General features: G+C 43.7%; 22 protein-coding genes, 3 tRNA genes and 1 other RNA gene. 18 read left to right on the forward strand and 8 right to left on the reverse strand.

Features of this window, described 5'->3' with window-relative positions:
• Positions 1-197 precede the first annotated feature (197 nt).
• The 7 genes from J5X92_RS01075 to J5X92_RS01105 all read left to right on the forward strand — a co-directional run bounded on the left by J5X92_RS01075 (position 198) and on the right by J5X92_RS01105 (position 4,217).
• Positions 198-288 (forward strand) — tRNA-Ser (locus tag J5X92_RS01075).
• A 41-nt stretch (positions 289-329) separates the two neighbouring features.
• Positions 330-406: transfer RNA gene (locus J5X92_RS01080), tRNA-Arg, on the forward strand.
• A gap of 54 nt (positions 407-460) precedes the next feature.
• Positions 461-537 (forward strand) — tRNA-Arg (locus J5X92_RS01085).
• Between the two features lie 144 nt (positions 538-681).
• Positions 682-834 (forward strand): hypothetical protein, encoded by a 153-nt coding sequence (locus tag J5X92_RS01090; protein ID WP_208804284.1) that lies wholly within the window; start codon positions 682-684, stop codon positions 832-834.
• 163 nt (positions 835-997) lie between these two features.
• Positions 998-1,258: an OadG family transporter subunit gene (locus J5X92_RS01095; protein ID WP_041452987.1), complete on the forward strand. Its 261-nt coding sequence runs from the start codon at positions 998-1,000 to the stop codon at positions 1,256-1,258.
• Between the two features lie 25 nt (positions 1,259-1,283).
• Positions 1,284-3,083: a sodium-extruding oxaloacetate decarboxylase subunit alpha gene (oadA, locus tag J5X92_RS01100; RefSeq protein ID WP_208804286.1), complete on the forward strand. Its 1,800-nt coding sequence runs from the start codon at positions 1,284-1,286 to the stop codon at positions 3,081-3,083.
• A 3-nt stretch (positions 3,084-3,086) separates the two neighbouring features.
• Positions 3,087-4,217 (forward strand): sodium ion-translocating decarboxylase subunit beta, encoded by a 1,131-nt coding sequence (locus J5X92_RS01105; protein WP_013785060.1) that lies wholly within the window; start codon positions 3,087-3,089, stop codon positions 4,215-4,217.
• 200 nt (positions 4,218-4,417) lie between these two features.
• Here the strand turns inward: J5X92_RS01105 and J5X92_RS01110 are convergent, their stop codons facing one another.
• The 6 genes from J5X92_RS01110 to pspF are packed head-to-tail and all read right to left on the reverse strand — an operon-like array spanning position 4,418 to position 10,895.
• The gene (locus J5X92_RS01110; protein WP_126871956.1) at positions 4,418-5,224 is read right to left on the reverse strand and encodes an ATP-binding cassette domain-containing protein; all 807 of its coding nucleotides are present in this window, start codon (positions 5,222-5,224) and stop codon (positions 4,418-4,420) included.
• Positions 5,221-6,216: an oligopeptide/dipeptide ABC transporter ATP-binding protein gene (locus J5X92_RS01115; protein WP_126871955.1), complete on the reverse strand. Its 996-nt coding sequence runs from the start codon at positions 6,214-6,216 to the stop codon at positions 5,221-5,223. Before J5X92_RS01115 ends, J5X92_RS01110 begins: the two co-directional genes overlap by 4 nt.
• A 1-nt stretch (position 6,217) precedes the next feature.
• Positions 6,218-7,111 (reverse strand): ABC transporter permease subunit, encoded by an 894-nt coding sequence (locus J5X92_RS01120; RefSeq protein WP_013785057.1) that lies wholly within the window; start codon positions 7,109-7,111, stop codon positions 6,218-6,220.
• Complete coding sequence (locus J5X92_RS01125) at positions 7,098-8,066, reverse strand: ABC transporter permease (RefSeq protein ID WP_083820196.1); 969 nt, start codon at positions 8,064-8,066, stop codon at positions 7,098-7,100. Before J5X92_RS01125 ends, J5X92_RS01120 begins: the two co-directional genes overlap by 14 nt.
• A 59-nt stretch (positions 8,067-8,125) precedes the next feature.
• On the reverse strand, positions 8,126-9,748 hold the full coding sequence (locus J5X92_RS01130) for an ABC transporter substrate-binding protein (RefSeq protein ID WP_013785055.1): 1,623 nt from the start codon (positions 9,746-9,748) through the stop codon (positions 8,126-8,128).
• Between the two features lie 4 nt (positions 9,749-9,752).
• A complete protein-coding gene (gene pspF, locus J5X92_RS01135; protein WP_013785054.1) occupies positions 9,753-10,895 on the reverse strand; it encodes a phage shock protein operon transcriptional activator in 1,143 nt (380 codons plus the stop codon).
• Positions 10,896-11,094: 199 nt separating this feature from the next.
• Here pspF and pspA point away from each other — a divergent pair, with 199 nt between their 5' ends.
• The 7 genes from pspA to maiA all read left to right on the forward strand — a co-directional run bounded on the left by pspA (position 11,095) and on the right by maiA (position 17,329).
• Positions 11,095-11,778 carry a phage shock protein PspA gene (gene pspA, locus J5X92_RS01140; protein ID WP_126871954.1) on the forward strand — a complete coding sequence of 228 codons (684 nt, stop codon included), beginning with the start codon at positions 11,095-11,097 and terminating at the stop codon, positions 11,776-11,778.
• Between the two features lie 120 nt (positions 11,779-11,898).
• A complete protein-coding gene (gene pspB, locus J5X92_RS01145) occupies positions 11,899-12,138 on the forward strand; it encodes an envelope stress response membrane protein PspB (RefSeq protein WP_013785052.1) in 240 nt (79 codons plus the stop codon).
• Positions 12,135-12,587, forward strand: coding sequence for an envelope stress response membrane protein PspC (pspC, locus tag J5X92_RS01150; RefSeq protein ID WP_126871952.1), 453 nt, complete (start codon positions 12,135-12,137; stop codon positions 12,585-12,587). Before pspB ends, pspC begins: the two co-directional genes overlap by 4 nt.
• A gap of 221 nt (positions 12,588-12,808) precedes the next feature.
• Complete coding sequence (gene phhA, locus J5X92_RS01155; RefSeq protein WP_126872079.1) at positions 12,809-13,612, forward strand: phenylalanine 4-monooxygenase; 804 nt, start codon at positions 12,809-12,811, stop codon at positions 13,610-13,612.
• Between the two features lie 180 nt (positions 13,613-13,792).
• Positions 13,793-15,349: a transcriptional regulator TyrR gene (gene tyrR, locus J5X92_RS01160; protein ID WP_126871951.1), complete on the forward strand. Its 1,557-nt coding sequence runs from the start codon at positions 13,793-13,795 to the stop codon at positions 15,347-15,349.
• A 207-nt stretch (positions 15,350-15,556) separates the two neighbouring features.
• Complete coding sequence (locus J5X92_RS01165) at positions 15,557-16,567, forward strand: fumarylacetoacetate hydrolase family protein (protein ID WP_126871950.1); 1,011 nt, start codon at positions 15,557-15,559, stop codon at positions 16,565-16,567.
• Positions 16,568-16,672: 105 nt separating this feature from the next.
• Entirely contained in the window at positions 16,673-17,329 is a 657-nt protein-coding gene (gene maiA, locus J5X92_RS01170; RefSeq protein ID WP_126871949.1) for a maleylacetoacetate isomerase, read from the forward strand.
• Between the two features lie 44 nt (positions 17,330-17,373).
• Here the strand turns inward: maiA and J5X92_RS01175 are convergent, their stop codons facing one another.
• Complete coding sequence (locus J5X92_RS01175) at positions 17,374-17,841, reverse strand: Lrp/AsnC family transcriptional regulator (protein WP_013785046.1); 468 nt, start codon at positions 17,839-17,841, stop codon at positions 17,374-17,376.
• 194 nt (positions 17,842-18,035) lie between these two features.
• Here J5X92_RS01175 and J5X92_RS01180 point away from each other — a divergent pair, with 194 nt between their 5' ends.
• Both J5X92_RS01180 and ffs read left to right on the forward strand, forming a co-directional pair.
• Positions 18,036-19,094, forward strand: a complete 1,059-nt coding sequence (locus J5X92_RS01180; RefSeq protein WP_208804288.1) for a Glu/Leu/Phe/Val dehydrogenase — start codon at positions 18,036-18,038, stop codon at positions 19,092-19,094.
• Between the two features lie 85 nt (positions 19,095-19,179).
• An RNA gene (gene ffs / locus J5X92_RS01185) (signal recognition particle sRNA small type) lies at positions 19,180-19,276 on the forward strand.
• 52 nt (positions 19,277-19,328) lie between these two features.
• On the opposite strand, the gene J5X92_RS01190 is transcribed toward ffs, so the two are convergent.
• Positions 19,329-19,616: a late competence development ComFB family protein gene (locus J5X92_RS01190; RefSeq protein WP_013785044.1), complete on the reverse strand. Its 288-nt coding sequence runs from the start codon at positions 19,614-19,616 to the stop codon at positions 19,329-19,331.
• A gap of 158 nt (positions 19,617-19,774) precedes the next feature.
• Between J5X92_RS01190 and J5X92_RS01195 the strand changes: the two genes are divergently transcribed.
• Positions 19,775-20,863, forward strand: a complete 1,089-nt coding sequence (locus tag J5X92_RS01195; protein ID WP_208804290.1) for a tryptophan 2,3-dioxygenase family protein — start codon at positions 19,775-19,777, stop codon at positions 20,861-20,863.
• A gap of 298 nt (positions 20,864-21,161) precedes the next feature.
• Positions 21,162-24,107 carry a carboxypeptidase regulatory-like domain-containing protein gene (locus J5X92_RS01200; protein WP_208804292.1) on the forward strand — a complete coding sequence of 982 codons (2,946 nt, stop codon included), beginning with the start codon at positions 21,162-21,164 and terminating at the stop codon, positions 24,105-24,107.
• The last annotated feature ends 45 nt before the right edge of the window (positions 24,108-24,152 follow it).

Below are 24,152 nucleotides of genomic sequence, written 5' to 3' on the forward strand. Positions count from 1 at the left end.
TAATTTTCGATATTTACTATAAAAGTTCATTTTGCACTAAGGCGTGCATTCCTAAATTAACCCGCTAAAATTTGATTATAACCTAACCAAAATACAGGTTTTTTGTACGAATCGTACAAAATGACAGCGAGTGAACATTTTTATCTAAAAAAGGTTTGACTCCGGCCGGTGAATCCGTAAAATGCGGCACCACTTAAGGAGAGGTGGGTGAGTGGCTGAAACCAGTTCCCTGCTAAGGAACCATACCTAATACTGGTATCGAGGGTTCGAATCCCTCCCTCTCCGCCATTGTTCGTTGATGGTGTGACGGTCAACAAAAGTTTTATTGCGCGTGTGTAGCTCAGCTGGATAGAGTACCTGGCTACGAACCAGGCGGTCGGAGGTTCGAATCCTTCCACACGCGCCACTTCTTTTAAATGCGTCACCTTTGGGGATAATACCTTAAAGTAAAAAAGTTTACGCGTGTGTAGCTCAGCTGGATAGAGTACCTGGCTACGAACCAGGCGGTCGGAGGTTCGAATCCTTCCACACGCGCCATATAAGAAAACCCACCATCTGGTGGGTTTTTTTATTTCCGCATTTTTGTTTCCGCATATCAAATTTCTATTCTTTTACGAATCTGCACAATTCGCTTCAACTCAACGATACACATTAGTCCCCAATCCCTGCCTCATCTCCTTCATGGCGATTGATAAAGAAGGGCGTCCGGTTAATGTACCTCCTTATACTCCTCAAGAGAAAAACGACTTCCAGTTAGAACTCGTTGCTATGCACGCTAAAAATTTCGCTAAACAACTTGATATGGATTTCACAAAAACCACAGGAGTTCATTAAGTATATATTTGTGAAAATATATCCATTCACTTAGCATAAATAGTTAAATTATTGCATTCTAGTAGCATAAATTGTGATTGCATATGCATTTTACTTGCTTTTTTGTTGTGTTTTATACCCTCGCATGATACTTATTCACAACGAAATTTTTGAAGAGTTCACCATGGAAACAGAATCAGTTAGCAGTTTGCTGCTTGAAGCCGGCTCACTGATGCTAATAGGAATGGTATTTGTTTTTTCATTCCTGGCATTGTTAATCGTTGGAATTCACCTAATTGCAAAATTTTGTGAAGCATTTCCGGGCGAAGCCGCACCGCAGTATGCTGCACCTCGTAGAAAAGCGGTTCAAGCTGGTGTCGATGGTAATGTTGTTGCTGCTATCACCGCTGCTGTTCATACTCATCGCCAAGCCAATAAAAATTAATTAAACAAATCATTCAGGAGTTACCATGTCTAAGCCACTGGCCTTAACCGAGCTAGTCTTGCGTGATGCCCATCAATCGCTACTTGCTACGCGTATGCGTATAGAAGATATGCTGCCTATTGCCGAAAAACTTGATAAAGCAGGTTTTTGGTCTGTTGAATCTTGGGGCGGGGCGACATTTGATTCCTGTATTCGCTATTTAGGGGAAGATCCTTGGGATCGCATTCGCCAGCTTAAAGCGGCAATGCCAAATACGAAGCAACAGATGTTGTTGCGAGGTCAAAACTTATTAGGCTATCGCCATTACGCTGATGATGTAGTGACACGTTTTGTTGAGCGTGCACATGAGAATGGGGTTGATGTATTTCGTATCTTCGACGCCATGAACGACATGCGTAATCTAAAAACTGCGATTAAAGCGACTGTTGACAGTGGCGCTCATGCCCAAGGTACAATTTCTTACACGGTAAGTCCTGTACACAATCTTCAACTGTGGCTCGATATGGCTAAGCAACTTGAAGATATGGGCGTTCATTCTATTTGTGTGAAAGACATGGCAGGGCTGCTTAAGCCTTACGACTGTGAAGCACTTATCAAGGGGCTTAAAGAAACCGTCAGTGTGCCTATTGCTATGCAGTGCCATGCCACCACAGGATTGAGTACGGCCACTTACCAAAAAGCCATCGATGCCGGCATCGACATGCTCGACACGGCAATTTCTTCAATGAGTATGACTTACGGTCATACCGCGACGGAAACCATGGTGTCTATTGTAGAGGGCACAGAACGAGATACGGGCATGTCATTACCGGATCTTGAAGATATCGCCAGCTACTTCCGTGGCGTGCGCAAAAAATACAGTAAATTTGAAGGTAGCTTGAAAGGGGTTGATGCCCGTATCTTGCTCGCTCAAGTACCTGGCGGCATGTTAACCAACATGGAAAGCCAGTTAAAAGAGCAAGGCGCTGAAGACAAGTTTGAAGAAGTATTAAAAGAAATTCCTCGCGTACGTGAAGACTTAGGTTTTATTCCTTTGGTTACGCCAACCTCGCAAATTGTAGGTACGCAGTCTGTATTAAACGTACTTACCGGTGAACGTTATAAGAGCATCACCAAAGAAACGGCGGGTGTCCTTAAAGGCGAATATGGCGCTACAGCTGCGCCAGTGAACAAAGAATTACAAGAGCGTGTGCTTGATGGTGGCCAGCCCATTACCTGTCGTCCGGCAGATAATATCGCCCCTGAACTAGACAGCCTTGAAACCGAGCTCACTAAGTTAGCATCAGAGAAAAGCATCACATTGTCAGATACTAAGATTGACGATGTACTTACCTATGCCTTGTTCCCGCAAATTGGCCTGAAGTTTTTAGAGAATCGCGGTAACCCTGACGCATTTGAACCTGCACCCGGCACTGAATCTGATGTTGCATCAAGTGCACCAACTGCTGCGGCGCCTGTGTCAGCTACTGGCGCACCGGCGGCCTACGATGTAAAAGTTGAAGGTAAGGTATACCATGTTGAGGTAGCAGCATCAGGTGAATTATCTAGCGTAACCCCAAGTCAGCCATCTACAGCTGCACCTCAGCCGGCATCTGCTGGCAGTAGTGAAAGTGCTCAAAGCATTAACGCACCGTTAGCCGGTAATGTGTTTAAAATACTAGTGCGTGCTGGCGATGTAGTGAACGAAGGTGATGTGGTTATTATTTTAGAAGCCATGAAAATGGAAACTGAAATTCGCTCTGCTGTTTCCGGTACCGTTAGTGAAGTACTCGTGGGTGAAGGCGATGCCGTAGCCAGTGCTCAACCACTTATTGCGCTGGGGTAATTCATGGATAAGTTGATGGTGCTGTGGGACAGCACTGCACTGGCACATTTTGAGTCAGGCCAGTTAATCATGATGGCAGTAGGTTTCCTGTTGCTGTTCTTAGCGATTGTGAAAAAATTTGAACCGCTGTTGTTAATCCCTATTGGGTTTGGTGCCTTATTAACCAATATCCCGTTAGCTGGGTTTTCAGAGGCGGGAGGATTGCTCCATTACATTTACGCTATCGGTATAGACACCGGGGTTTTCCCGCTGCTTATCTTTATGGGCGTGGGCGCAATGACGGACTTCAGCGCCTTAATTGCAAACCCTAGAATGTTGTTACTAGGCGCGGCTGCACAGTTTGGTATTTTTGCGACCTTGTTCGGTGCTATTGCGCTTAATATGATCCCTGGCTTTGAGTTTACGCTCAAAGATGCCAGTGCGATTGCTATCATTGGCGGAGCTGATGGTCCAACGGCTATCTTTTTGGCCTCTCGATTAGCGCCCGATTTGTTAGGGGCTATTGCGGTCGCAGCTTATTCATATATGGCGCTGGTACCTATTATTCAGCCTCCAATTATGAAAGCGCTGACCAGCAAGGAAGAACGCACCATAGAAATGGCGCAATTACGCCCTGTATCGCAACGTGAGAAGATTATCTTCCCACTGGCTACACTATTCCTAACTATCCTATTTTTGCCATCAGCAACGCCTCTAGTGGGTATGTTTTGCTTTGGTAACTTATTAAAAGAGTGTGGTGTAGTAGATAGGCTTAGCAAAACAGCGCAAAACGAGCTAATTAACATCGTTACTATTTTCTTAGGGCTAGCGGTAGGTTCTAAGCTATCTGCCGAGAAATTTTTAACCGTTGAAACCTTGGGTATTCTTGGGTTAGGCGCTGTAGCGTTTGCTATTGGTACTGCAACAGGCGTGTTAATGGCTAAGCTAATGAGCCGAATGAGTGGTGGTAAAATTAATCCACTCATTGGTGCTGCTGGTGTATCGGCAGTGCCAATGGCTGCAAGGGTTGTGAATAAAGTTGGCCTTGAAGCTAACCCTCATAACTTCTTATTGATGCATGCCATGGGGCCGAATGTGGCAGGTGTACTTGGTTCAGCTGTTGCTGCGGGTATCTTGCTGGCGCTAGTAGGTTAATGCGTTAGCCAATTGACTTAAATTGGCGACATTGCGAGGTTATATAGACTCACTCATATAAACAAAAAATGCGGCCTAGGCCGCATTTTTTGTTTGGGTATAAAGCGCAATGTTAAAAGGCGTTGTAAGAAATGGCGTCAGAGTCGCTGAATGACGTAGCGTCAAATCAATTTCCAAGCACCTACAAAAACCAACGTTAGCTAACTGATGGTATTGTTCGTAATTAACGACTGATAGGCCAAGATCAGCTTCTTAGTGATGGTATGTTCTGGCCAACGAAAAATCGTTTCGGTTTTCCCTTCTTCCACAATATTGCCATTTTCCATCACAATAACCCGATCGGCGATATGTCGAACTATTCCCAAATTGTGGCTTATGAAAATAAACGCCAACCCCATTTCTTGTTGTAGCTTCAAAATAAGGTTTACCGTTTGCGAGCGTATAGACGGATCTAGGGCTGCAAACGGTTCGTCGGCAATAAGTACTTTCGGCTTTAATATAATGGCGCGGGCGAGGGATACACGCTGTTGTTGGCCATCAGACAGCATATGACGATAGAAATAATAATGTTCTCGTAGCAAGCCTACTTTTGTCAGCATTTCTTCAATAAGGGATTTACGTTCCGCTTCCGTTAACTCTGTGTTTAAACGAAGGGGTTCGTCGAGCACTTTTCCCACGGGCACAGAAGGGTTCATCGACTCACTACTGTGTTGCAATATCATACGAATGTCGTGGGTGCGTTTTTGTTGATTATTGTGTTGGTTGTATTTCGCCAAATATTTGTGGCTATTAAGCTCAATAACCCCTTCATCAGCAGGAATAGCGCCCACTAGCAATTTTGCTAACAATGACTTACCTGCGCGGTTTTCACCAATAATCGCAATGGTTTCGCCACGTTGCACTGTCAGGTCGATAGGCCCTAATTCAAATATCTCAGGCTTTTTTAGCCAACGTTTCTTATCGTTATGCCTAAACGTTAATCCATCTACCTGCATAATGTCTGTCATAACTTCTCCATATGCAGCGGGAAATGGCAGTTATAGGTGTGGTCGTGAATATGCCTTACTGCGGGTCTAGACACACAAGCACGTTGTGCTCGAGGACAGCGTGGCCCTAGACGACACCCAATAGGTAAATGTTGCAACGTAGGAATAGAGCCGCCCAGGGTAGGAAGTTGAGATTTCGGCGGCAAATCCTTTCTGAAGCTCGGTGCGCTGTCCAACAATGCTTTGGTGTACGGGTGAAGCGGACGTTTCTTGATGTGCTTCATTTTACCCGACTCTACGGTTTGCCCTGCGTAAAGCACGGTCATGGAATGGGACATACTGGCAATAGCCAACAAATCATGACTCACAAACAAAATACTTAATGAGCGAGTTTGGTTTAAACGAGTAAATAACTTAAGAATCTGCGTTTTGGTGGTTGGCTCCATCCCGCGTGTGGGATCATCAGCAATTAATAGTTTCGGCTGAGATACCAACGCCATGGCAATCATAAATTTTTGCCCAATGTCACTGGGGATTTGGTGGGGGTAGGCATTCAAATAATGCCTGTGTTGCTTTATTCCCACTTTGTGTACAGTGCTTATGGCAATACGTTTTCTGTGTTGTGCACGCTGCCAAAACCAGTAGCCTTCTACAAATTCGTCGGGAATGCTTTCCTCAAGTTGTTCACCTAAGGTGGCAGAGGGATCTAAACTAGTCTGAGGATTTTGAAATACAACAGCAATATCTCGGCGCATGACTTCTCTGCGCTGATATTTTGACATGCTTAATAAGTTTTCCCCTTTCCAACTCATGCGATCTGCAGTCATTCTCCACTGCGAGGGCAGGGCGCCACAGATGGCAGATACAATTAAACTTTTCCCCGAGCCAGACTCACCCACCAGAGCGCGAATTTCACCGGTATTAACGGTTAAATTTACCTTGTCGAGAGCCTTGATGGTGGTGTCACCATCTACCATTTCTAAGGTTAAATTTTTAATGTCTAGCATAGGCATATTAGTGGCTCACTCTTTTTCTGAGTGCAGAACGTAGACCGTCCCCCACAATATTTATCGACAACACCAATAAGAAAATCGCAATGCCAGGCAATGCCACATTCCAAGGGGCGAGGTAGGCCACATCAAGACCGTCGCCCAAAATTGCCCCAAGCTCTGCGAGTGGTGACTGCGCGCCTAAATTCAAAAAACCTAATGCAGACACATCAATTACCGCAATCGATAGTGCCACAGTGCCTTGCACCACAAGCATTTCTGTCATGTTAGGAAGAATAGAGTGCACGAATAGTTGCCATCTATTTGCGCCGTCTAATTTCGACGCCATAATGTATTCTTTTTTCATTTCAGCGCGCACAAAAGTACGCGTACGGTGAACAAACTGTGGAATAAGTGCAAGCGTAATAGCCCACATACTATTGACCAACCCTGTTCCAAGAATAGCCACGATAATAATAGCAATAAGTAAGGTTGGAATGGCCATTAAGGCATCTAGCAAATGATTCACAATACTTGAACGCACGCCCCGTAACATACCCGCGAATGTACCTATGCTCACGCCAATCAGCATGGCTAGCACCACCATAAGAAACCCCGACCCTAACGTAGTGCGGCAGCCGTAAATAATACGAGAGAATACATCTCGGCCGAGGGGGTCGGTGCCAAATAAATGAGTTATAGAACCACTGCTTTCCCAGCTAGGGGGAATAAGTAGCGCATCTATATTTTGTTCCGCTGGGTTGTAAGGCGAAACCACCGGGGCGAACAGTGAAAAAATGATAAAGAAGCCAAGCAAAATAAGACCAACAATCGCAATGTGACTGCCACGGAAGGCTGCCCAAGTGCGTTGCCAGGGAGACGGATGAAACTCCTCTTCGTATAAACTAAACTGTGGCACGTTCGTACTTTTCTCGGCTAGGATCGATAATGCGGTTAAACAAATCGACCATAATAGTTAACGTAATAACGAGAGTTGATACCGCCAGCATTCCTACTCGAAGCGCAGGGAAGTCTCGTTGATAAATTGCTTGAATTAACCAGCTACCAATCCCTGGCCATGAAAATAAGGTTTCAACTATCATGGCATTGGTGATGAGCGTAGTAATTTGGATTGCCATTAAGGGCAATATAGGCAGCAATGCATTGCGAAGAACATGCCTAAAGAAAATTTGCCATTCAGATACACCTCTAGAGCGCGCGGCTACTATATACGGGCGGTGAATAACATCAATAACCGAGCGACGGGTAATTCGCACCATTGAAGCGGTTGTTATTGCTCCTATTGCCAGCGTAGGCAAAGCAAGGTGCGAAATAGCATCTCGGTAGGCAAGCCCATGATCGATATCCTCGGCCAGCATAATATCTATAAGCACAAAGCCAGTTACAGGTTCAATATCGAACAATAAACTAAGCCGGCCAGACAAAGGCGCAATATCAAGGTGTAAGCTAAAAAACAGGATTAGAATAAGTGCCAACCAGAACACGGGAAATGAATAAGTGGTAATGCTCAATGCATTAATAGTGTGGTCGGTAGTAGAGTAACTTTTCAGCCCTGCGTAATATCCCAAGGGGATACCAATGAAAAGCGCCATCAGCATCGCATAAGTGCTGAGCTCGATAGTCGCGGGCATGGCGATACCAATTTCTTCTCGAAGGGGCAGGCCTGACGCTAGACTGTAACCCCAATCGCCTTGTAGTAAAGACGATAAATAGTAAAAAAACTGTACTACATAGGGTTGGTCTAGGCGAAATTGACGCATAAGCGCCTCACGCTGAATCTCATTCTGCGGCACAATGCCGGTAAGGTTTTCTAGCACATCACCAGGAAATAGATACACCAATGAGAATGACATGGCGGTTAACACCAAAAGGGTTAAGATAAATAACACACCGTATCGCGATAATATTTGAATCACAGTGATTTACCTACTCCGCCAAATCTAACACCGCCAAAGGGGTTAATGGTCATGCCTTCAAGTTCATTTCTATAGGCTTGATAACGATAAGCGTGGGCAATAGGAACCAACGGCAATCGCTCGTAAAGCAGTCTATTTACCTGTTGATAGATTAGTCGCCGCGCTTCAAGGTCTTCTGTCTGCAAGGCTTTATCTAAGAGCTCGTCATAATCGTTATCACACCACATGGCTCGGTTAGTACCAGAAGGTATGGCACCACAACTCAGTAACGGTCGGTAAAAGTTATCAGGGTCGCCATTATCGGCAGACCAGCCTATTAATACAGAGTCGTGTAGGCCTTCTTGCAAGTGACGTCTAAATGTCGCCCAGTCGTAACTAACGATTGTGGCGATAACGCCCACTTCCCGTAAATATCGTTGGATCAGCTCCGCCATTTTGGCCGCGTTAGGATTATAAGCACGCTCAATGGGCATAGCCCATATGGTCATGGTAAACCCAGGCTCTACGCCTGCATTTTCTAGTAGCTTTCTTGCTAGTACAGGGTTGTAAGCCGTATCATCCGCATCGTTTTGAAAGGCCCAACTTGCGGCTGGTAGCAGTGTTTTCGCGCGGGTAGCACTGTCGAAATAAACCGCTTCTAATAACGTGTTTTTATCAATAGCCGCGGCTAATGCACGCCGTACATCGGGATTATCGAAGGGAGGGCGCTGGGTATTGAATGCCCAAAAACCAACATTCAAACCGGGCTTTTCAGCCAGTAATAAGTCGTCACGGGAGCGGATAATTTCCAATTCCGTTTGTGCAGGAAATGCCGTCGCATCACACTCGCCGGTCATTAACTTAGCCAAACGCAACGAGCTCTTCGGCGTTATATCGTAAATTAAGCGTTCCGCATTGTTTTGTTCACCCCAATAGGTTTGGTGACGTTGGTAACGGATGTAGTGATCTTTGCGGTAGTTTTCGAATTTAAACGGGCCTGTACCAATAGGGTATTGGTCAATTCGATTGGGCAGACCTTGTTGTAACAATGCCTCACCGTACTCTTGTGACAACATCACCGAAAAGTCCGTGGCTAAATTAGCTAAAAAAGAACTGTCCCTGCGCGTTAATTTTATTTCTACCCTGTACCCGTTTAATCGCTCAACTGAAGCAATATTTTGTGCCAACCCCAAACTTTCAAAGTACGGGTAGCGTCCGCCCGATACGTAATGGTATGGGTGTGAGGTAAGTCGCCACCTATCAATACTAAAAATGACATCATCAGCATTAAAGTTTCTGCTAGGCGTGAAATAGCTGGTGGTATGAAATTCAACGTCTTTTCTGAGTTGAAAGGTGTAGGTTAAGCCGTCATCAGAAACTAACCAGCTACTCGCCACGCTAGGTATAATACGGCCTGAATCAGGGTCGAAATCGAGCAACCTGTCATACAACTGATGCGATGACGCATCGGTTGTAGTGCTAGACGTATCTAACTGAGGATTAAACGTCACAGGGTTGCTTTCAGAGCAATACACCAAACCGCTATTATAAAATGCATGTTCATCTTGTTTTGAACAGGCCGCTACCAGTATTACCATAACAACAGTAAAGGCAGCGTAAAAAAGCGGTTTTACAGGCATTCAGTTAGCACTCCATCGATTCAGGGGAAGAGTCTAACAGGTTGTATTTTTTTAGATAACCTCGAAGTTGATGATAAGTGAGACTAAGTTTCTCAGCAGTCTTCTTCTGATTAAATTGACTGTCGGACAATGCTTGCTTAATCATGTCAATTTCGTATTGCTGAGAGCGGTCTTTTAAATCAATTGGGTATTCAACCGTTTCGGGTTTTAACGACGGTAATACAGCAGGCGATGAGTTTGCCGCAGGTTCACTATTGGTGACTATGCCTTCTACATTAGCTGCAACTGTATTGGAAGGCACTGTTGGTTCTGCTTCAGATGTACTCGAGGTTCTGTCGTTTGTTTTAATACGAGAGGTTGGTCTGAATAAAGACTCAAAAGGGTCGAGAACAATATCATGAACAGGTAAATGTGGGTTGTTCGTTCTATAAACCGCACGTTCAACCACGTTTTTAAGCTCTCGAATATTTCCAGGCCATTCGTAATCAAGCAAGGTGCGTTTTGCTTTTTCGGTAAAGCCGCTAAAAAGCTCCATCTCCATTTCTCTTGCCATACTAATGGCAAAATTTTCAGCAAGCATCATGATATCTTCACGTCGCTCTCTTAAAGGAGGGATGGTAATAACATCGAAGGCGAGCCTGTCGAGTAAGTCAGCACGGAACTCTCCAGCGTCAGCTAAGGCCGGTAAATCTTCGTTTGTAGCAGCAACCAAGCGCACATCGGTTTTAACCGTTTTATTCCCGCCCACACGTTCAAATTCGCCGTATTCTACTACCCGCAATAATTTTTCTTGGATTAAACCAGACGTGTTCGCCAGCTCATCAAGAAATAGGGTGCCATTGTGGGCAATCTCAAAGCGTCCTTCTCGGCGCTTTGCTGCGCCAGTAAATGCGCCAGCTTCATAGCCGAACAGCTCACTTTCTAATAAGCTTTCGTTAAGCGCGGCACAATTGAGCTTGACGTAATTTTGATCCCAGCGCTTAGACAGAAAGTGTAAACGGGCTGCTATAAGCTCTTTACCGGTTCCGCGCTCACCAATTACCAATACGGGTTTATCCAGTGGTGCTATTTGTGAAATTTGCTCTAGCACTTCTAAAAAACTATTCGCTTGGCCTAGCAAATTATCCTGCTGACGATACCTACTCATTAAATCCCTCAAATATTAGTCATTTCGACCAATTAATAGTGTAGAGTAAAAAAACTTGTTGTTCGAGCATTATTTAAACTAAACGAATATCTTTTAAAATTATCAAGTTAGGGTAATTCAAAAAACTGGCAAGCATATTGAATAGTCTTACTACAAGTTTATCTTGGTACAACCAGTTTTCGACTATGAGGTAATTATTATGGGTATCTTCTCGCGTTTCACTGACATTGTGAATTCGAATATTAATGCGCTTTTAGATAAAGCGGAAGATCCGGAGAAAATGGTCCGGTTGATTATTCAGGAAATGGAAGACACATTAGTAGAGGTGCGCTCAGCATCGGCTAAAACGTTGGCGAACAAAAAGGAAATTGTAAGCCAAATTAATAAATATGAAGCAGACGCCAACGATTGGCAGATGAAAGCGGAACTTGCGTTAAGCAAAGACCGTGATGATTTAGCCCGCGCAGCACTGCAGGAAAGAAAGAAATCAGCCGAAGCTGCTGAGACACTGACTAACGAATTGACCGTTGTTGAACAGCAAATTAGCAAACTTCAGGATGAAATTGGTCAGCTTCAAGACAAGCTAGCTGATGCGAAGAGTCGTCAAAAAACGATTATCATGCGTCAAAAAACGGTAAGTTCACGCTTAGAAGTGAAACGTACGCTAGATAGTACAAAAGTAGATTCAGCTATGGGGCGCTTTGAACAATACGAGCGTAAGATTGACGATTTAGAGTCGCAGGTAGATGCTTACGACCTAGGTAAGAAAACCTTAAATGATGAATTTGCAGAATTAGAAACAGGCGATAAGATAGACGAAGAACTAGCTGCGCTTAAAGCAAGAGTGAAAGGTGACACAAGCTCATCTTCAACATCAGAATAATAATTACAGGTAGCCTGCTTACGTACTAAGTGCATTACGTTAAGCGTTTTGCACAATGCATCAGGTATTTGGTGTTAGGGCCTTGAGCAGGCTAATCGGGGTTTTTTGGAGGTATTTACAATGGATGAAGGTATCATTGCAATGTTGGTAATGCCCTTGGTCATTTTTATGATTTTTGTGGCGCCGATTTGGTTAATTCTGCATTACCGCAGCAAAAAACAAGTCAATCAAGGGTTGAGTGTTGAAGAGCAAGCTTCATTACAATCACTTGCTGAACAAGCTGAAAAAATGAGTGATAGAATTCAAACCCTTGAGGCTATCTTAGACAGCGAAGCCCCAGAGTGGAGGAATCGCGCATGAGAAACGGCAAGCAGCTATACCGTGATACAGACAACGCCAGAATAGCGGGTGTATGTTCAGGAATAGCGCACTACTTTGGTTTAGAAACTTGGTTAGTGCGAATTCTAGCTGTGACGGGCTTTTTCTTACTTGCAGGTCCATTCATGTTTGTTGCTTATATAGCGGGCTGGTTCATCTTAGATAAGAAGCCTTTAGGTGATGCTTCAGAAGAGCAAAGCCCTGTGCATCAAAGCCGCGGCAAAGGATGGAAAAATACAAATTCTACATCAAGCAATAGTCGTCATAAGGTCGAAGTGAAAACAAAAGTTTGGCAGTCTGGTGAGCCACCTAAACAAGCATTTCACGATATTCGTAATCGTTTTCAGAAATCGGAAGTACGACTACGCAAGATGGAAACGTATGTGACCTCTAGAGAATTTGAACTTAACCGAGAAATCAGTAGATTGTAGTTAAGTAAGATTAAAATACATTCGCTAGAGACGCCCCGACAAATGCAAAACCGCTCTTCTTTAAGAGCGGTTTTTTGTATGTAAAGCATTATGTTATGAGGTTTTGTAAATAAGTTGTTACGGCTTGGCTGTGTAGCAAGAATAGGTAAACACTTCCCGTTAGCGTGCATTTCATTAGACTAATTGACAGAAGTCAGTCACGGAATATGTCGAAAGCAGTTATGGCAAAATCTAGCGTTTATCAATCAAAAACCTCAGGCAACAAAGGCGTTATAAACTGGTCAGAAGAAGAAAATCAAATCTGGGCAGAGTTGTACGCCAAGCAGCTTCCGTTATTGAAAACGCGAGCCTGTAGTCAATACATGGAAGGCTTATCGTTACTGGCACTGCCTGATGATCGCATTCCCCAGCTTCCCGATATCGATAAAGTACTATTAGCACAAACCGGTTGGAAAACTGCCGAAGTTCCCGCGCTCATCAATTTTGGCGAATTTTTTAGATTACTCGCCAACAAGCAGTTTCCTGTCGCAACCTTTATTCGCTCGAAAGACGAATTTGATTACCTACAAGAGCCCGATATTTTCCATGAGGTTTTCGGTCATTGTCCTTTACTTACGAATCCGGCTTTCGCGCACTTTACCCATACCTACGGAAAGCTTGGCTTAGCGGCTAGCAAAGAGGACAGAATCTACCTCGCACGACTTTATTGGTTTACGGTTGAGTTTGGGTTAGTTCGAAGTAAAGCAAATCCAGAAACGCTGGAAATTTATGGTGGAGGCATATTGTCTTCACCGGGTGAAACGCTATATGCATTAGAGAGCGGCGAGGCAATAAGGAAACCGCTTAAAGCGATAGATGCGTTAAGGACACCGTATAGAATTGATATCATGCAGCCTTTGTATTACATACTTCCTGACTTTGATTATCTGTTCGAGTTGGCCGACATGGATATTATGAGCCTAGTGAATAAAGCGAAAGGACTCGGGCTATATCCCGCCTTATTCGACGCCAAAAAGCAGGCTTAAGTTAATATTTTGTTACAGCGTGGCGTGATAAGGGGAAACGTTTTCACACCTTTCGCTGCGTGGAACCGCTTTAAAAACCAGTCTTTCAAGGTGATAATTTGGCATAATTAACTTGTTATCTTTTTGTAAAAGTGTGATATTGTGTACATATAAGTTTACAAGAGATGTGAAGTCACACCCATGCGATTAGAAATCAGTTGTCAGGACAGACTGGGTATTACTCAAGATGTGTTGGATATCCTCGTTACCCACGAAATCGATCTAAGAGGTATTGAGATTGATGAGACAGGTAAAATTTTTCTTAATTTTCCCAATATTGAATTTGCAGACTTCCAGCATCTAATGCCCAAAATTCGTCGCATCGATGGTATTTCAGATGTTAAAACGACGCATTTTATGCCAAGTGAAAGAGAAAAAACTCAGCTTTCTGCCATATTGCGCACGCTTCCTGATCCGGTGTTTTCCATTGATGCTCGTGGACAAATCTTGTTATGCAACGAAGCAGTAACCTCTGGGTTAGAGCAGAGCGTCCACGATGTTGAAGGCGTAGAAATAGGCGAAGTAGTGAAAGGCTTTAACTTCACCCGCTGGATGGATGGAAAGCTGCCTCGCGCTCAGTCTTCTAAGGTAAAGTTTATCCAACAAGACTATGTGGCTGACATGTTACCTATCACAGTGCCTGATGGCGACAACAACATCATTATGGCCGGAGCGGTGGTCATTTTAAAATCGGAAATGCGGTTAGGCCAGCAGTTTAGTGTATTCCATCAATCGCCCACTGACAGTTTTGATAGATTCATAGTGGAATCTCAGGCAATGAAACGCGTGGTGAGTGAAGCAAAACGTATTGCTGATCTAGATGCACCGGTTCTTATTTTCGGTGAAACAGGCACAGGTAAAGAAATGATTGCCCGCGCTTGTCATCAATCCAGTCGCCGCAGTGAGGGGGCGTTTTTAGCGCTCAATTGTGCATCGCTACCAGATAGTGTGGCGGAAACTGAATTATTTGGTTACGCACAAGGTGCTTTTAATCAACCTAATGCTAAAGAAGGCCTGCTAGAGCAAGCAAGAGGTGGCACACTGCTACTTGATGAAATTGCAGACATGAGTTCTCAGCTACAAGCCAAACTGCTTCGGGTGTTAGAAGACGGTGAGTTTAGACGAGTAGGTGATGCGGAACCGGTTACGGTAGATGTTCGATTTATTTGCACTACCTGTCGCGACTTAGGTCAACTGGTAGAAGAAGGGCGTTTTCGCAAAGAATTGTATTATCGCTTAAATGTATTGAGCTTAGTGATGCCATCGTTAAAAGAACGCCGCCACGATATTGTTCCACTTGCCGAATCGTTTATTGCCCAGCACAGTACGAAGCTGGGTCGTAGACCGGCCAAATTAAGTAAGTCCTGCGTTGATTTTTTGCAGCAATACCCTTGGCCTGGCAATGTCCGTCAGCTTCAAAATGCACTGTTCAGAGCGTTGTCTTTGCTAGATGGTAAGGAAATAACCAAAGAAGATATTCAGCTTCCTAGTTGTGCCCCTAGTGTGACCTTTATCGATGAAAACTTCGAAGGTACATTAGACGATGAAGTGAAAAAATTCGAAAAAGACCTACTGAAGCGGCTCTATCCTTTCTACCCAAGTACGCGTCAATTGGCGAGAAAGTTAGGATTAAGTCATACCGCGATTGCGAATAAATTACGTGAGTACGGTATTAATAAGGCATCAATAAAAATGTAGGTTTCACTGTTTCGTTAAATTTACGTTGCCTTGCTTAGCTAATAAGGGCGGTACTTCAGTAAGAAGTGCCGCCTTTTTTTGTACAACCAAGCTTACAGTGAAAATTATTGTCGTGTGCTCCTGACTTTTCATCTTGTTACGGGTGATGCATAAAGAATAATAAATGTTATATACGCAAAAGCGCTGATCACAGTAAGGATCCAATTTATGAAACTAGCTACTTATAAGAACGATAGCCGAGATGGCCGTTTAATGTTGGTATCTAAAGATTTAACGCGTACCTGTTCAGTAGAAGATATCGCTCACACTATGCAGCAAGCACTCGACAGCTGGCAGGTTACTGCTCCGCAATTACAGATGCGCTACGAACAGCTCAATAATGGGGTAATAGAAAGTATTGAATTTGATGCTACTCGCTGTGAGTCACCCCTACCGCGCGCTTACCAGTGGGCAGATGGCAGTGCGTATGTAAACCATGTAGAGCTAGTACGAAAAGCGCGAGGCGCTGAAATACCTGAAAGTTTCTGGAGCGACCCACTCATGTACCAAGGGGGATCTGACGACTTTATCGGTCCTTGTGACGACATTATTCTGCCCAGCGATGAATGGGGCATTGATTTTGAAGGTGAGGTGGCCGTTGTTACCGATGATGTTCCGATGGCCTGCACTGATGCACAAGCGGCAGAGCGAATTAGACTGGTAATGCTTGTGAATGATGTATCCCTAAGAGGCTTAATTCCAGGTGAGTTGGCGAAAGGGTTTGGGTTCTTTCAGTCAAAGCCGGCCTCTAGCTTTTCACCCGTGGCGGTAACACCCGATGAACTCGGGGATGCGTGGGAACAAGAGAAAGTACATTTACCGCTTCGTTCCACCTACAACGGTGAATTGTTCGGTAAACCACAAGCAGGTGAAGACATGACATTTAGCTTCGCTAAGCTGGTGTCACATGCAGCTAAGAGTCGAAACTTAGGCGCTGGCACCATTATTGGTTCAGGTACCGTATCGAACAAACAAGGTACTGACCACGGCTCAGCCATTGCTGAAGGTGGCCTTGGCTACTCGTGTATTGCTGAAGTGCGCATGATTGAAACTATCAGGGATGGAAAACCTACTACTCCCTTTATGCAATTTGGCGATCGAATTAGGATAGAAATGTTCGATAGTAACGGACAAAGCATTTTCGGTGCTATCGAGCAACAGATTAAGCCTTTAAGCTAAATTTGATAAACGTAAGCTGAGGGTTAGGCCCATACGCTCGCCCTCAGCAAATTACGCTATGATTATAATGAGTAATACAACACACACGTAAGGCGGCGGGTATTTATGAGTTTAACTTTATATGGTTACTGGCGCTCAACGGCGTCTTACAGAGTAAGAATTGCACTTAATTTAAAAGGTGTAGAGTATCAATATGTGCCTGTGCACTTAGTCAATGAAGGTGGGCAGCAGCACAGTGCGCCCTATAAACAGCTAAACCCCGCTCAGCTAGTGCCCACTTTGGTTGACGATGATGAAGATATTATTCTTAATCAGTCTTTAGCCATTATCGAATACTTAGATGAACGTTTTCCCTCACCGTATCAATTGATACCATCGCACAAGACAGAACGAGCAAGGGTAAGGGCGCTGGCTCAGGATATTGCATGTGACACTCAACCTTTAAGTAACTTGCGTGTACTCAATCAGCTTAAGAATGAATATAGTGCCGAACAAGAAAGTGTAAACAAATGGGCGGCGCATTGGATAACGCTGAGTTTCGATGCCATTGAAAAGCGGCTACAAACCCAAGCTGGTAAGTTCTGCTTTGACTTTGATGTGACCATGGCTGACTTGTGTTTGGTACCGCAGGTTTATAACGCGCATCGCTTTAATGTGGATATGACACGATATCCGCTTATTCAAAAAATAACAGACAATTGCAATGCATTACCTGCTTTTGAAAAAGCACTGCCTGAGAATCAGGTTGATAGCGTGCTTTAATAACGTGAGAAAGAAGGGCAGCAGGGCGTAGGTTTCAATGAAACCTACTGTCGTTTGATGGGGAGCTCAGTGGTGTTCTTCACTTGTTTTAACGCGAAGGTGGAGCTGACGTGATCAACTAATGGAAGGTGAGTCAGTTTCGTTTTAAGTAAAAATTCGTATTCTTCAATACTTTCCACAATCACTTTAAGCAAATAGTCTTTCTCACCGCTGGTGGTGTGGCACTCAACAATTTCATCAATGCTCTGTACCGCATTTTCAAAATCGGTGAGGGAATCACCATCGTGATTTTTAAGCGTGACATAAATGAATACCGATACACCAAGGTTGAGTTTTTTACTATTTAAAAGAGTGACTTTACCAATAATAATGCCATCGGCTTCCATCCGCTTTACACGTCGCCAACAGGGGGTATGGGACAACCCAACCTTCTGGCTCAACTCAGCCATAGAGACAGTGGCATCTTGTTGAAGTACTCGTAAAATCTCACGATCGAATTTATCTAATTTCATTGAACGCAGCTTCCGTCGTTTTTATGATGTTTATTATATAGAAAAATAAATTCTAGGATAGATATCCTAGAAAAATAGTATTCATACTTTGTGTATTTCACTTTACGAGGGCCGGTCATTAACTTAGCAAGGCGTGTCCTCTGGTTGTTGGGCTACACTTGGGCAAAATCCATCACATTATTAATAGGGAAAGTATGTCGGTTTTCGATCACATAGAGTTTGATAGTCACGAGCATGTCGCTTTTTATCACGATAAAGAAGCAGGCTTAAGTGCCATTATTGCCATACACAACACAAACCTAGGCCCAGCATTGGGTGGTTGTAGAATGTGGCCCTATGTAAGCAGTGCAGAAGCACTAACCGATGTACTCCGTCTTTCTAAAGGAATGACCTACAAAGCCGCCATGGCTAATATCGCATTGGGCGGTGGTAAATCAGTCATTATTGGTGATCCTCGCAAACAAAAAACGCCGGCGATGATGGAAGCCATGGGGAAATTCGTTGATTCATTAAGTGGCAAATATTTTACCGCAGAAGACTCGGGCATTTCAGTTACCGATTTACAAACCATGGCGACTCAGTCTGATTACATTGCCGGAGTAAACGCACAATATCACTACGCTGACGAACAGCCAGACGGTAATCCAGCACCCTCTACCGCTTATGGTGTGTTCGTGGGCTTAAAAGCCAGTGTAGAACACGGATTGAATCGCAGCTTAGAGGGGGTAAGCGTAGCAATTCAAGGTATGGGGCATGTAGGGTATCGCCTTGCGTCACACCTTCATGCAGCCGGTGCAAAGCTCTATGTTGCTGATATATTCCCCGAAGGTGTTGAAAAGGCCGTAGCAGAACTGGGTGCTACGGCGGTAGCGCCTGAAGAAATTTTAGGGCTGGACGTTGATGTACTAGCACCTTCTGCATTAGGTGCTGCAATTAATGACCAAACATTACCCATGATTAAAGCTAAGGTCATCGCTGGTGCGGCGAACAATCAACTCGCACGTGAAGAAATTGGCGATATGTTAGTCGAACGAGGTATTTTGTACGCGCCTGATTATGTGATTAATGCAGGTGGCATTATCGATATCTTCCATCAGCGTATGGAAAAGAGCACAAACGCAGCGCTACGCAAGCATATTGAAGATATTGGTACGACGCTAAAAGAGATTTATACCCGTGCTGATGCCCAAAAAGCAGCCACAAATCGTGTGGCAAACATCATTGCAGAAGAGAGATTTTCGTTAAAGGGTTGAAAGTTATCGGGCAAGTAGTCATAATGCGCCCCGCGCTTAAGACTGCTGACGCCTGTTAGCATTTTATTCGCTTTCTATGGTGGGCTTTTGGTCCTCCCGCAATGATACTCTGTGAACTCGGTCAGGCCTGGAAGGGAGCAGCCGCAGCAGACGACTCATGTGCCGGGATGTGGCTGGGAGCCCGCCACCCAATTTACTCCCCGTATTTTTGACCTTACACAACCTTGTATGGCGTTACTCTGCTTTCTCGCTTACCGACGTTTTATCTGTGTCGTCTAAATATTTCATCGCATTATCGATAGCATACGTAACATTCATCTCCATTTGATTTCGTTCACTCTGGGGAAGATAAAAGGCCATATCGACTTCATAGCGGATGTAGCGTGGAGGCACTTGGTTAAGTGCCAAGCAGCATAAGTCAGCTAAATAATCAGGACTTTTAGTATTATCCAGCCCAAGTTCTGTTACACGTTGTAATACAAGATGTTCGTAATAATTATGAATGTCATCATCAAGCTTCATATTTGTGCCCTAATTTAAATTTTAACGCGATGTTATTTTTTATGGGTATGTATATTTTTAATAACGCCCCTAGATAATTTATAGCCTGTATTTTGTCGATGTCGAGTTAGCGATGTTAGAATTTCTTTCTGTACATAACGACGACAAGAATAATCGGCATGAAAAAAAATATAGAACCCTGCTATTACGGTGATTACCTCGCGTTAGATAAAATACTTGGCGCACAAAAGCTTCAAAGTACCAAGTACGGTGAACCTGCTCATGAGGAAATGCTATTTATAGTAGTGCATCAAGTGTATGAGCTATGGTTTAAGCAACTGTTGCACGAACTCAATGCGGTTATCGACACATTCAATCAAGCAGCAGTAAAAGATCAGCAACTCACTTCAGTAGTACATAGGCTGCACCGTGTTATTCAAATTCAAAAGCTGATGAACGACCAAATAGGTATTATGGAAACTATGACGCCTCAGCAGTTTCTTTCATTCAGAGATTATTTGGTTCCCGCCTCAGGCTTTCAAAGTATTCAATTTAAGCAACTTGAAATTTCATTAGGGCTTAAACGGGAATATCGTATCGATTTCGATAAGCAAAGCTTTTATAACCGATTAAGTGATGATGATCGTAGCTTATTGGAAGCGTTAGAAGAAAAGCCAAGCTTGTTCGAATTAGTGGATAAGTGGTTGGCACGTATGCCACTACTTAAAACCGAGGATTTCCACTTCTGGGACTACTACCGAAAAGCAACAGATGAAATGCTTAACGATGACAAAGAAACCATAGTAAAAAATGCGTTTCTGTCTGAAGTAGAACGTAGACAAGAGCTTAAAGACTGGCAATCGACCAGAGAGAACTTTGACGGGCTATTTAATCATGATACGTATGAAGCCCTTCTTAAACAGGGTAAATTTCGCTTATCTCATGAAGCATTATTGTCGGCTTTATTTATAAAGCAGTATTCAGAAGAGCCTGTTTTTAACCTGCCTTTCCAACTTATTACCGCACTGACAGAAATTGATGAACAATTAACGTTGTGGCGTTATCGCCATGCCATGATGGTACAACGAATGCTGGGAACAAAAATAGGAACGGGCGGCTCATCCGGCCACCATTATTTGAAGAAAACGACGGAATCTAACAGGGTATTTCTAGACTTTTTCAACATGGCTACGTTCCTTTTACCAAAAAGTTCACTTCCAGAACTGCCTGAATCGGTGAAACGACGCTTAGGCTTTTATTTACAATAGACGAAAAATGCGACATTTCTGCATTTGCGACGAATGTAATTCGTCGCAAATGGGGAACTTCGTTAATACCCCCCCCAAGGCCAAGCCACTCAATAGATTGCGTGGAATTTCCCTACTTCACGCCCATGCCATTCATCGTAAAAATTTCCATTTACGCTTGCTTTATCCCCTTTACATATGTCAATTATACTTTCGGATAATCATAAAAATCCGTATAAAAAACAATCGTTTAGATTATCTTTATGGTTTTTTTAAATAAAGTTAAGACTAACGAAAACACACATCCAGGGAGTTATACATGCTTCAATATAAAAGAAGTGCAGCGGCTTTTGCCGTAGCGCTCAGTCTTGGTGTTTCGGCACCAGTATTTGCAAACGACACAAATGGTTTTATTCAAGGTAATACTGCAGAAATTAGCGGTGCAGAAATTAGTGGCGTTACTGTAACTATCACTAATGTTGATACAGGTCTAGTTCGTACAGTTACCACAGATGCTAACGGCGATTTTCGTTTTCCATTGTTACCGCCAGGTATCTACAATGTGGTTGCTGAGAAAGACGGCTTTCGTAACACTATCCAAGAATCTGTAAAAGTTGGTATTAGTGGTAAAACTAACTTAAACATGAAACTTGCCGGTGACGATGTTGAACGAATCGAAGTAACTGGTTCAACAATTGCCATGGTAGATGTAACAAGTTCAAGCACCGGTATTGTGGTAGACACTGTTACCCTTGATAGAGTTCCTGTTCCTCGTAACTTAACGTCAGTTGCGCTATTGGCACCAGGTACAACCCAAGGTGACTCAGCGTTTGGTGACCTTCCTTCCATTGGTGGTGCATCAGTTGGTGAGAACGGTTATTACATTAATGGTCTAAATATTACTAACTTTAGAACGGGTGTGGGTTCAAGTGAGCCACCTTTCGACATGTACGAAACCTTTGAAGTTAAAACCGGTGGTTACTCAGCGGAATATGGCCGTATAACTGGCGGTGTTATTAACGCTAAAACTAAAAGTGGTAGCAACGAATTTAAAGCTGGCGTTAATGTTTACTGGGAGCCTGATGCACTTCGTGAACAGAAGAACTCATACAGAAGAACAACTAATGGCACTTACCGCATTGATAATACCGGCGATGAAAAAGATTCGTGGGATGCTAACGTGTGGGCTAGCGGCGCGCTAATTGAAGACAAATTATTCTTCTATGCGTTGTTTAACCCGCGCTCTGTAGAAGAGAAATTCGTAGGTGAACAGCAGATAAACAGTACTGGCTTAGTTCAGAACGGTTTTACAGAAACCGATGAAGATGCGTTTTGGGTAGCGAAAGTTGATTGGTATGCTACTGAAAACAACATATTGGAAGTGACAGTATTTTCAGATGAGCGTTCAACCGAAATCCAAACGTTTGATTCGACTGATGGCGTTTTTACCACAGACTCGAGAGTTGGTTACGAAGATGAAGGTGGCCTGAACTACACGGCTAAATGGACGAGTATCATCACTGATGATTTCTCTATCTCAGCTCAGTACGGCGTGAACAAGCAAGACCGTACCGTGCGCAGTGAATTAGATGCTAATCCAGTAGCATACTTTACTTACGATAGTACTGGTGCTTTTGTTCCAACAAGCACGTGGGCTGGTTTTACTGTTGAGCAGGGTGACGATAAACGTGAAGTTATCCGCATCGATGCTGACTGGTATATTGGCGACCACTCAATTCGCTTCGGTTACGATTACGAAAACTTAACAGCAAGTAGTTATACGATTAACTCAGGCGGCGCATACTATCTTTATTATGTAAATGATGACGATTTAGCTAACGAAGAAATCTACCAAGTGCGTCATAGAGATTACGAAGTTGGTGGTGATTTCGATTCAGAAAATATTGCATTCTACGTACAAGACCAATGGCAGGTTACTGATGACTTAGTGATTAATGCCGGTATTCGTAACGACTCTTTTGAAAACTTCAATGCAGATGGTGAAACCTTCGTAAAACTTGATAACCTTTGGGCACTTCGTTTAGGTGCGGTATGGGATGTGCGTGGCGATGGTGAAACGAAAGCATGGGCAAGTTTCGGTCGTTACTACCTTCCAGTTGCAGCCAACACGAACATTCGCTTAGCCGGTGCAGAAACCTATACGCAAGAATACTATGAGTTTGACGGATACGCTGATGAGTCTTTATTCATTCCTAATCTTACCGGTGATAAAACTCAGCCTGACGATGTTTTCGCTAACGGTGAAGCAAAATCTCCAGCTGAATTAGTTGATCAAAATATTGATGCAATGTACTCAGATGAATTTATTGCTGGTTATCAGTTCCAATTGAACGACGAGTGGAGCATGGCGATTCAAGGTACTTACCGAGAATTGGCGACTACTGTTGAAGATATGGCAATTGATGCAGCGGTTATCGAATGGGCTGCGGCTAATGGCTACGGTGACGTTTCTGGTATTTGGGACGGTTTCCATCAATATGTATTAACTAACCCCAATGTAGACATGCGTATTGGTACCACTGAATTGCCAGGTACTAACGGCGAATTGGTTTATATGGATTTGTCAGCCGAAGACTTAGGCTACCCAGATTCAGTACGTAAATATGCAGCCGTTGACTTTACCTTCCAACGTGCTTGGGACGGCGTTTGGATGTTCAATGCTGCCTATACGTGGTCGCATAACTGGGGTAATAACGAAGGTTTTGTGCGTTCTGACAACGGTCAAGATGACGCAGGCTTGACAACATTGTTTGACCAACCTGGATTGTTAGATGGCGCCTACGGCGACCTTCCTAACGATCGTCGTCATCAAGTTAAAATGTACGGTGCCTATGCGGTTACCGAAGACTTAACGTTAGGTGCTAACTTGCAGTTCTGGACCGGTAAGCCAGTGAATGCATTTGGTTATCACCCGACTGATAAATTTGCACAAGCATATGATTCAGAGTCATTTTATGCCGGTGGTGAGCTTGCCCCTCGTGGCTCTCGCGGTCGCACAAGTAGCTACTACTCAATTGATGTTTCGGCGTCATATAATATTGATATTGGCGAAGATCAAACATTGGTTGTTCGTGCAGATGTCTTTAACGTGTTGAACAACGATAAAGTGACAGAGGTTTATGAAATCTATGACAGTGAATCGTCTCAAGACCCATTAGACCCAGATGTAGATCCTAACTATGGAACGCCTACACAATGGCAAACTCCTCGTTATGTTCGCTTTAGTGTGAACTATACGTTTTAAGACCTAATGCTAGGGAAGTGCGACTTATCGCGCTTCCTTGGCAAT

This window comes from Alteromonas sp. K632G (assembly GCF_017653625.1).
GTDB lineage: Bacteria > Pseudomonadota > Gammaproteobacteria > Enterobacterales > Alteromonadaceae > Alteromonas > Alteromonas naphthalenivorans.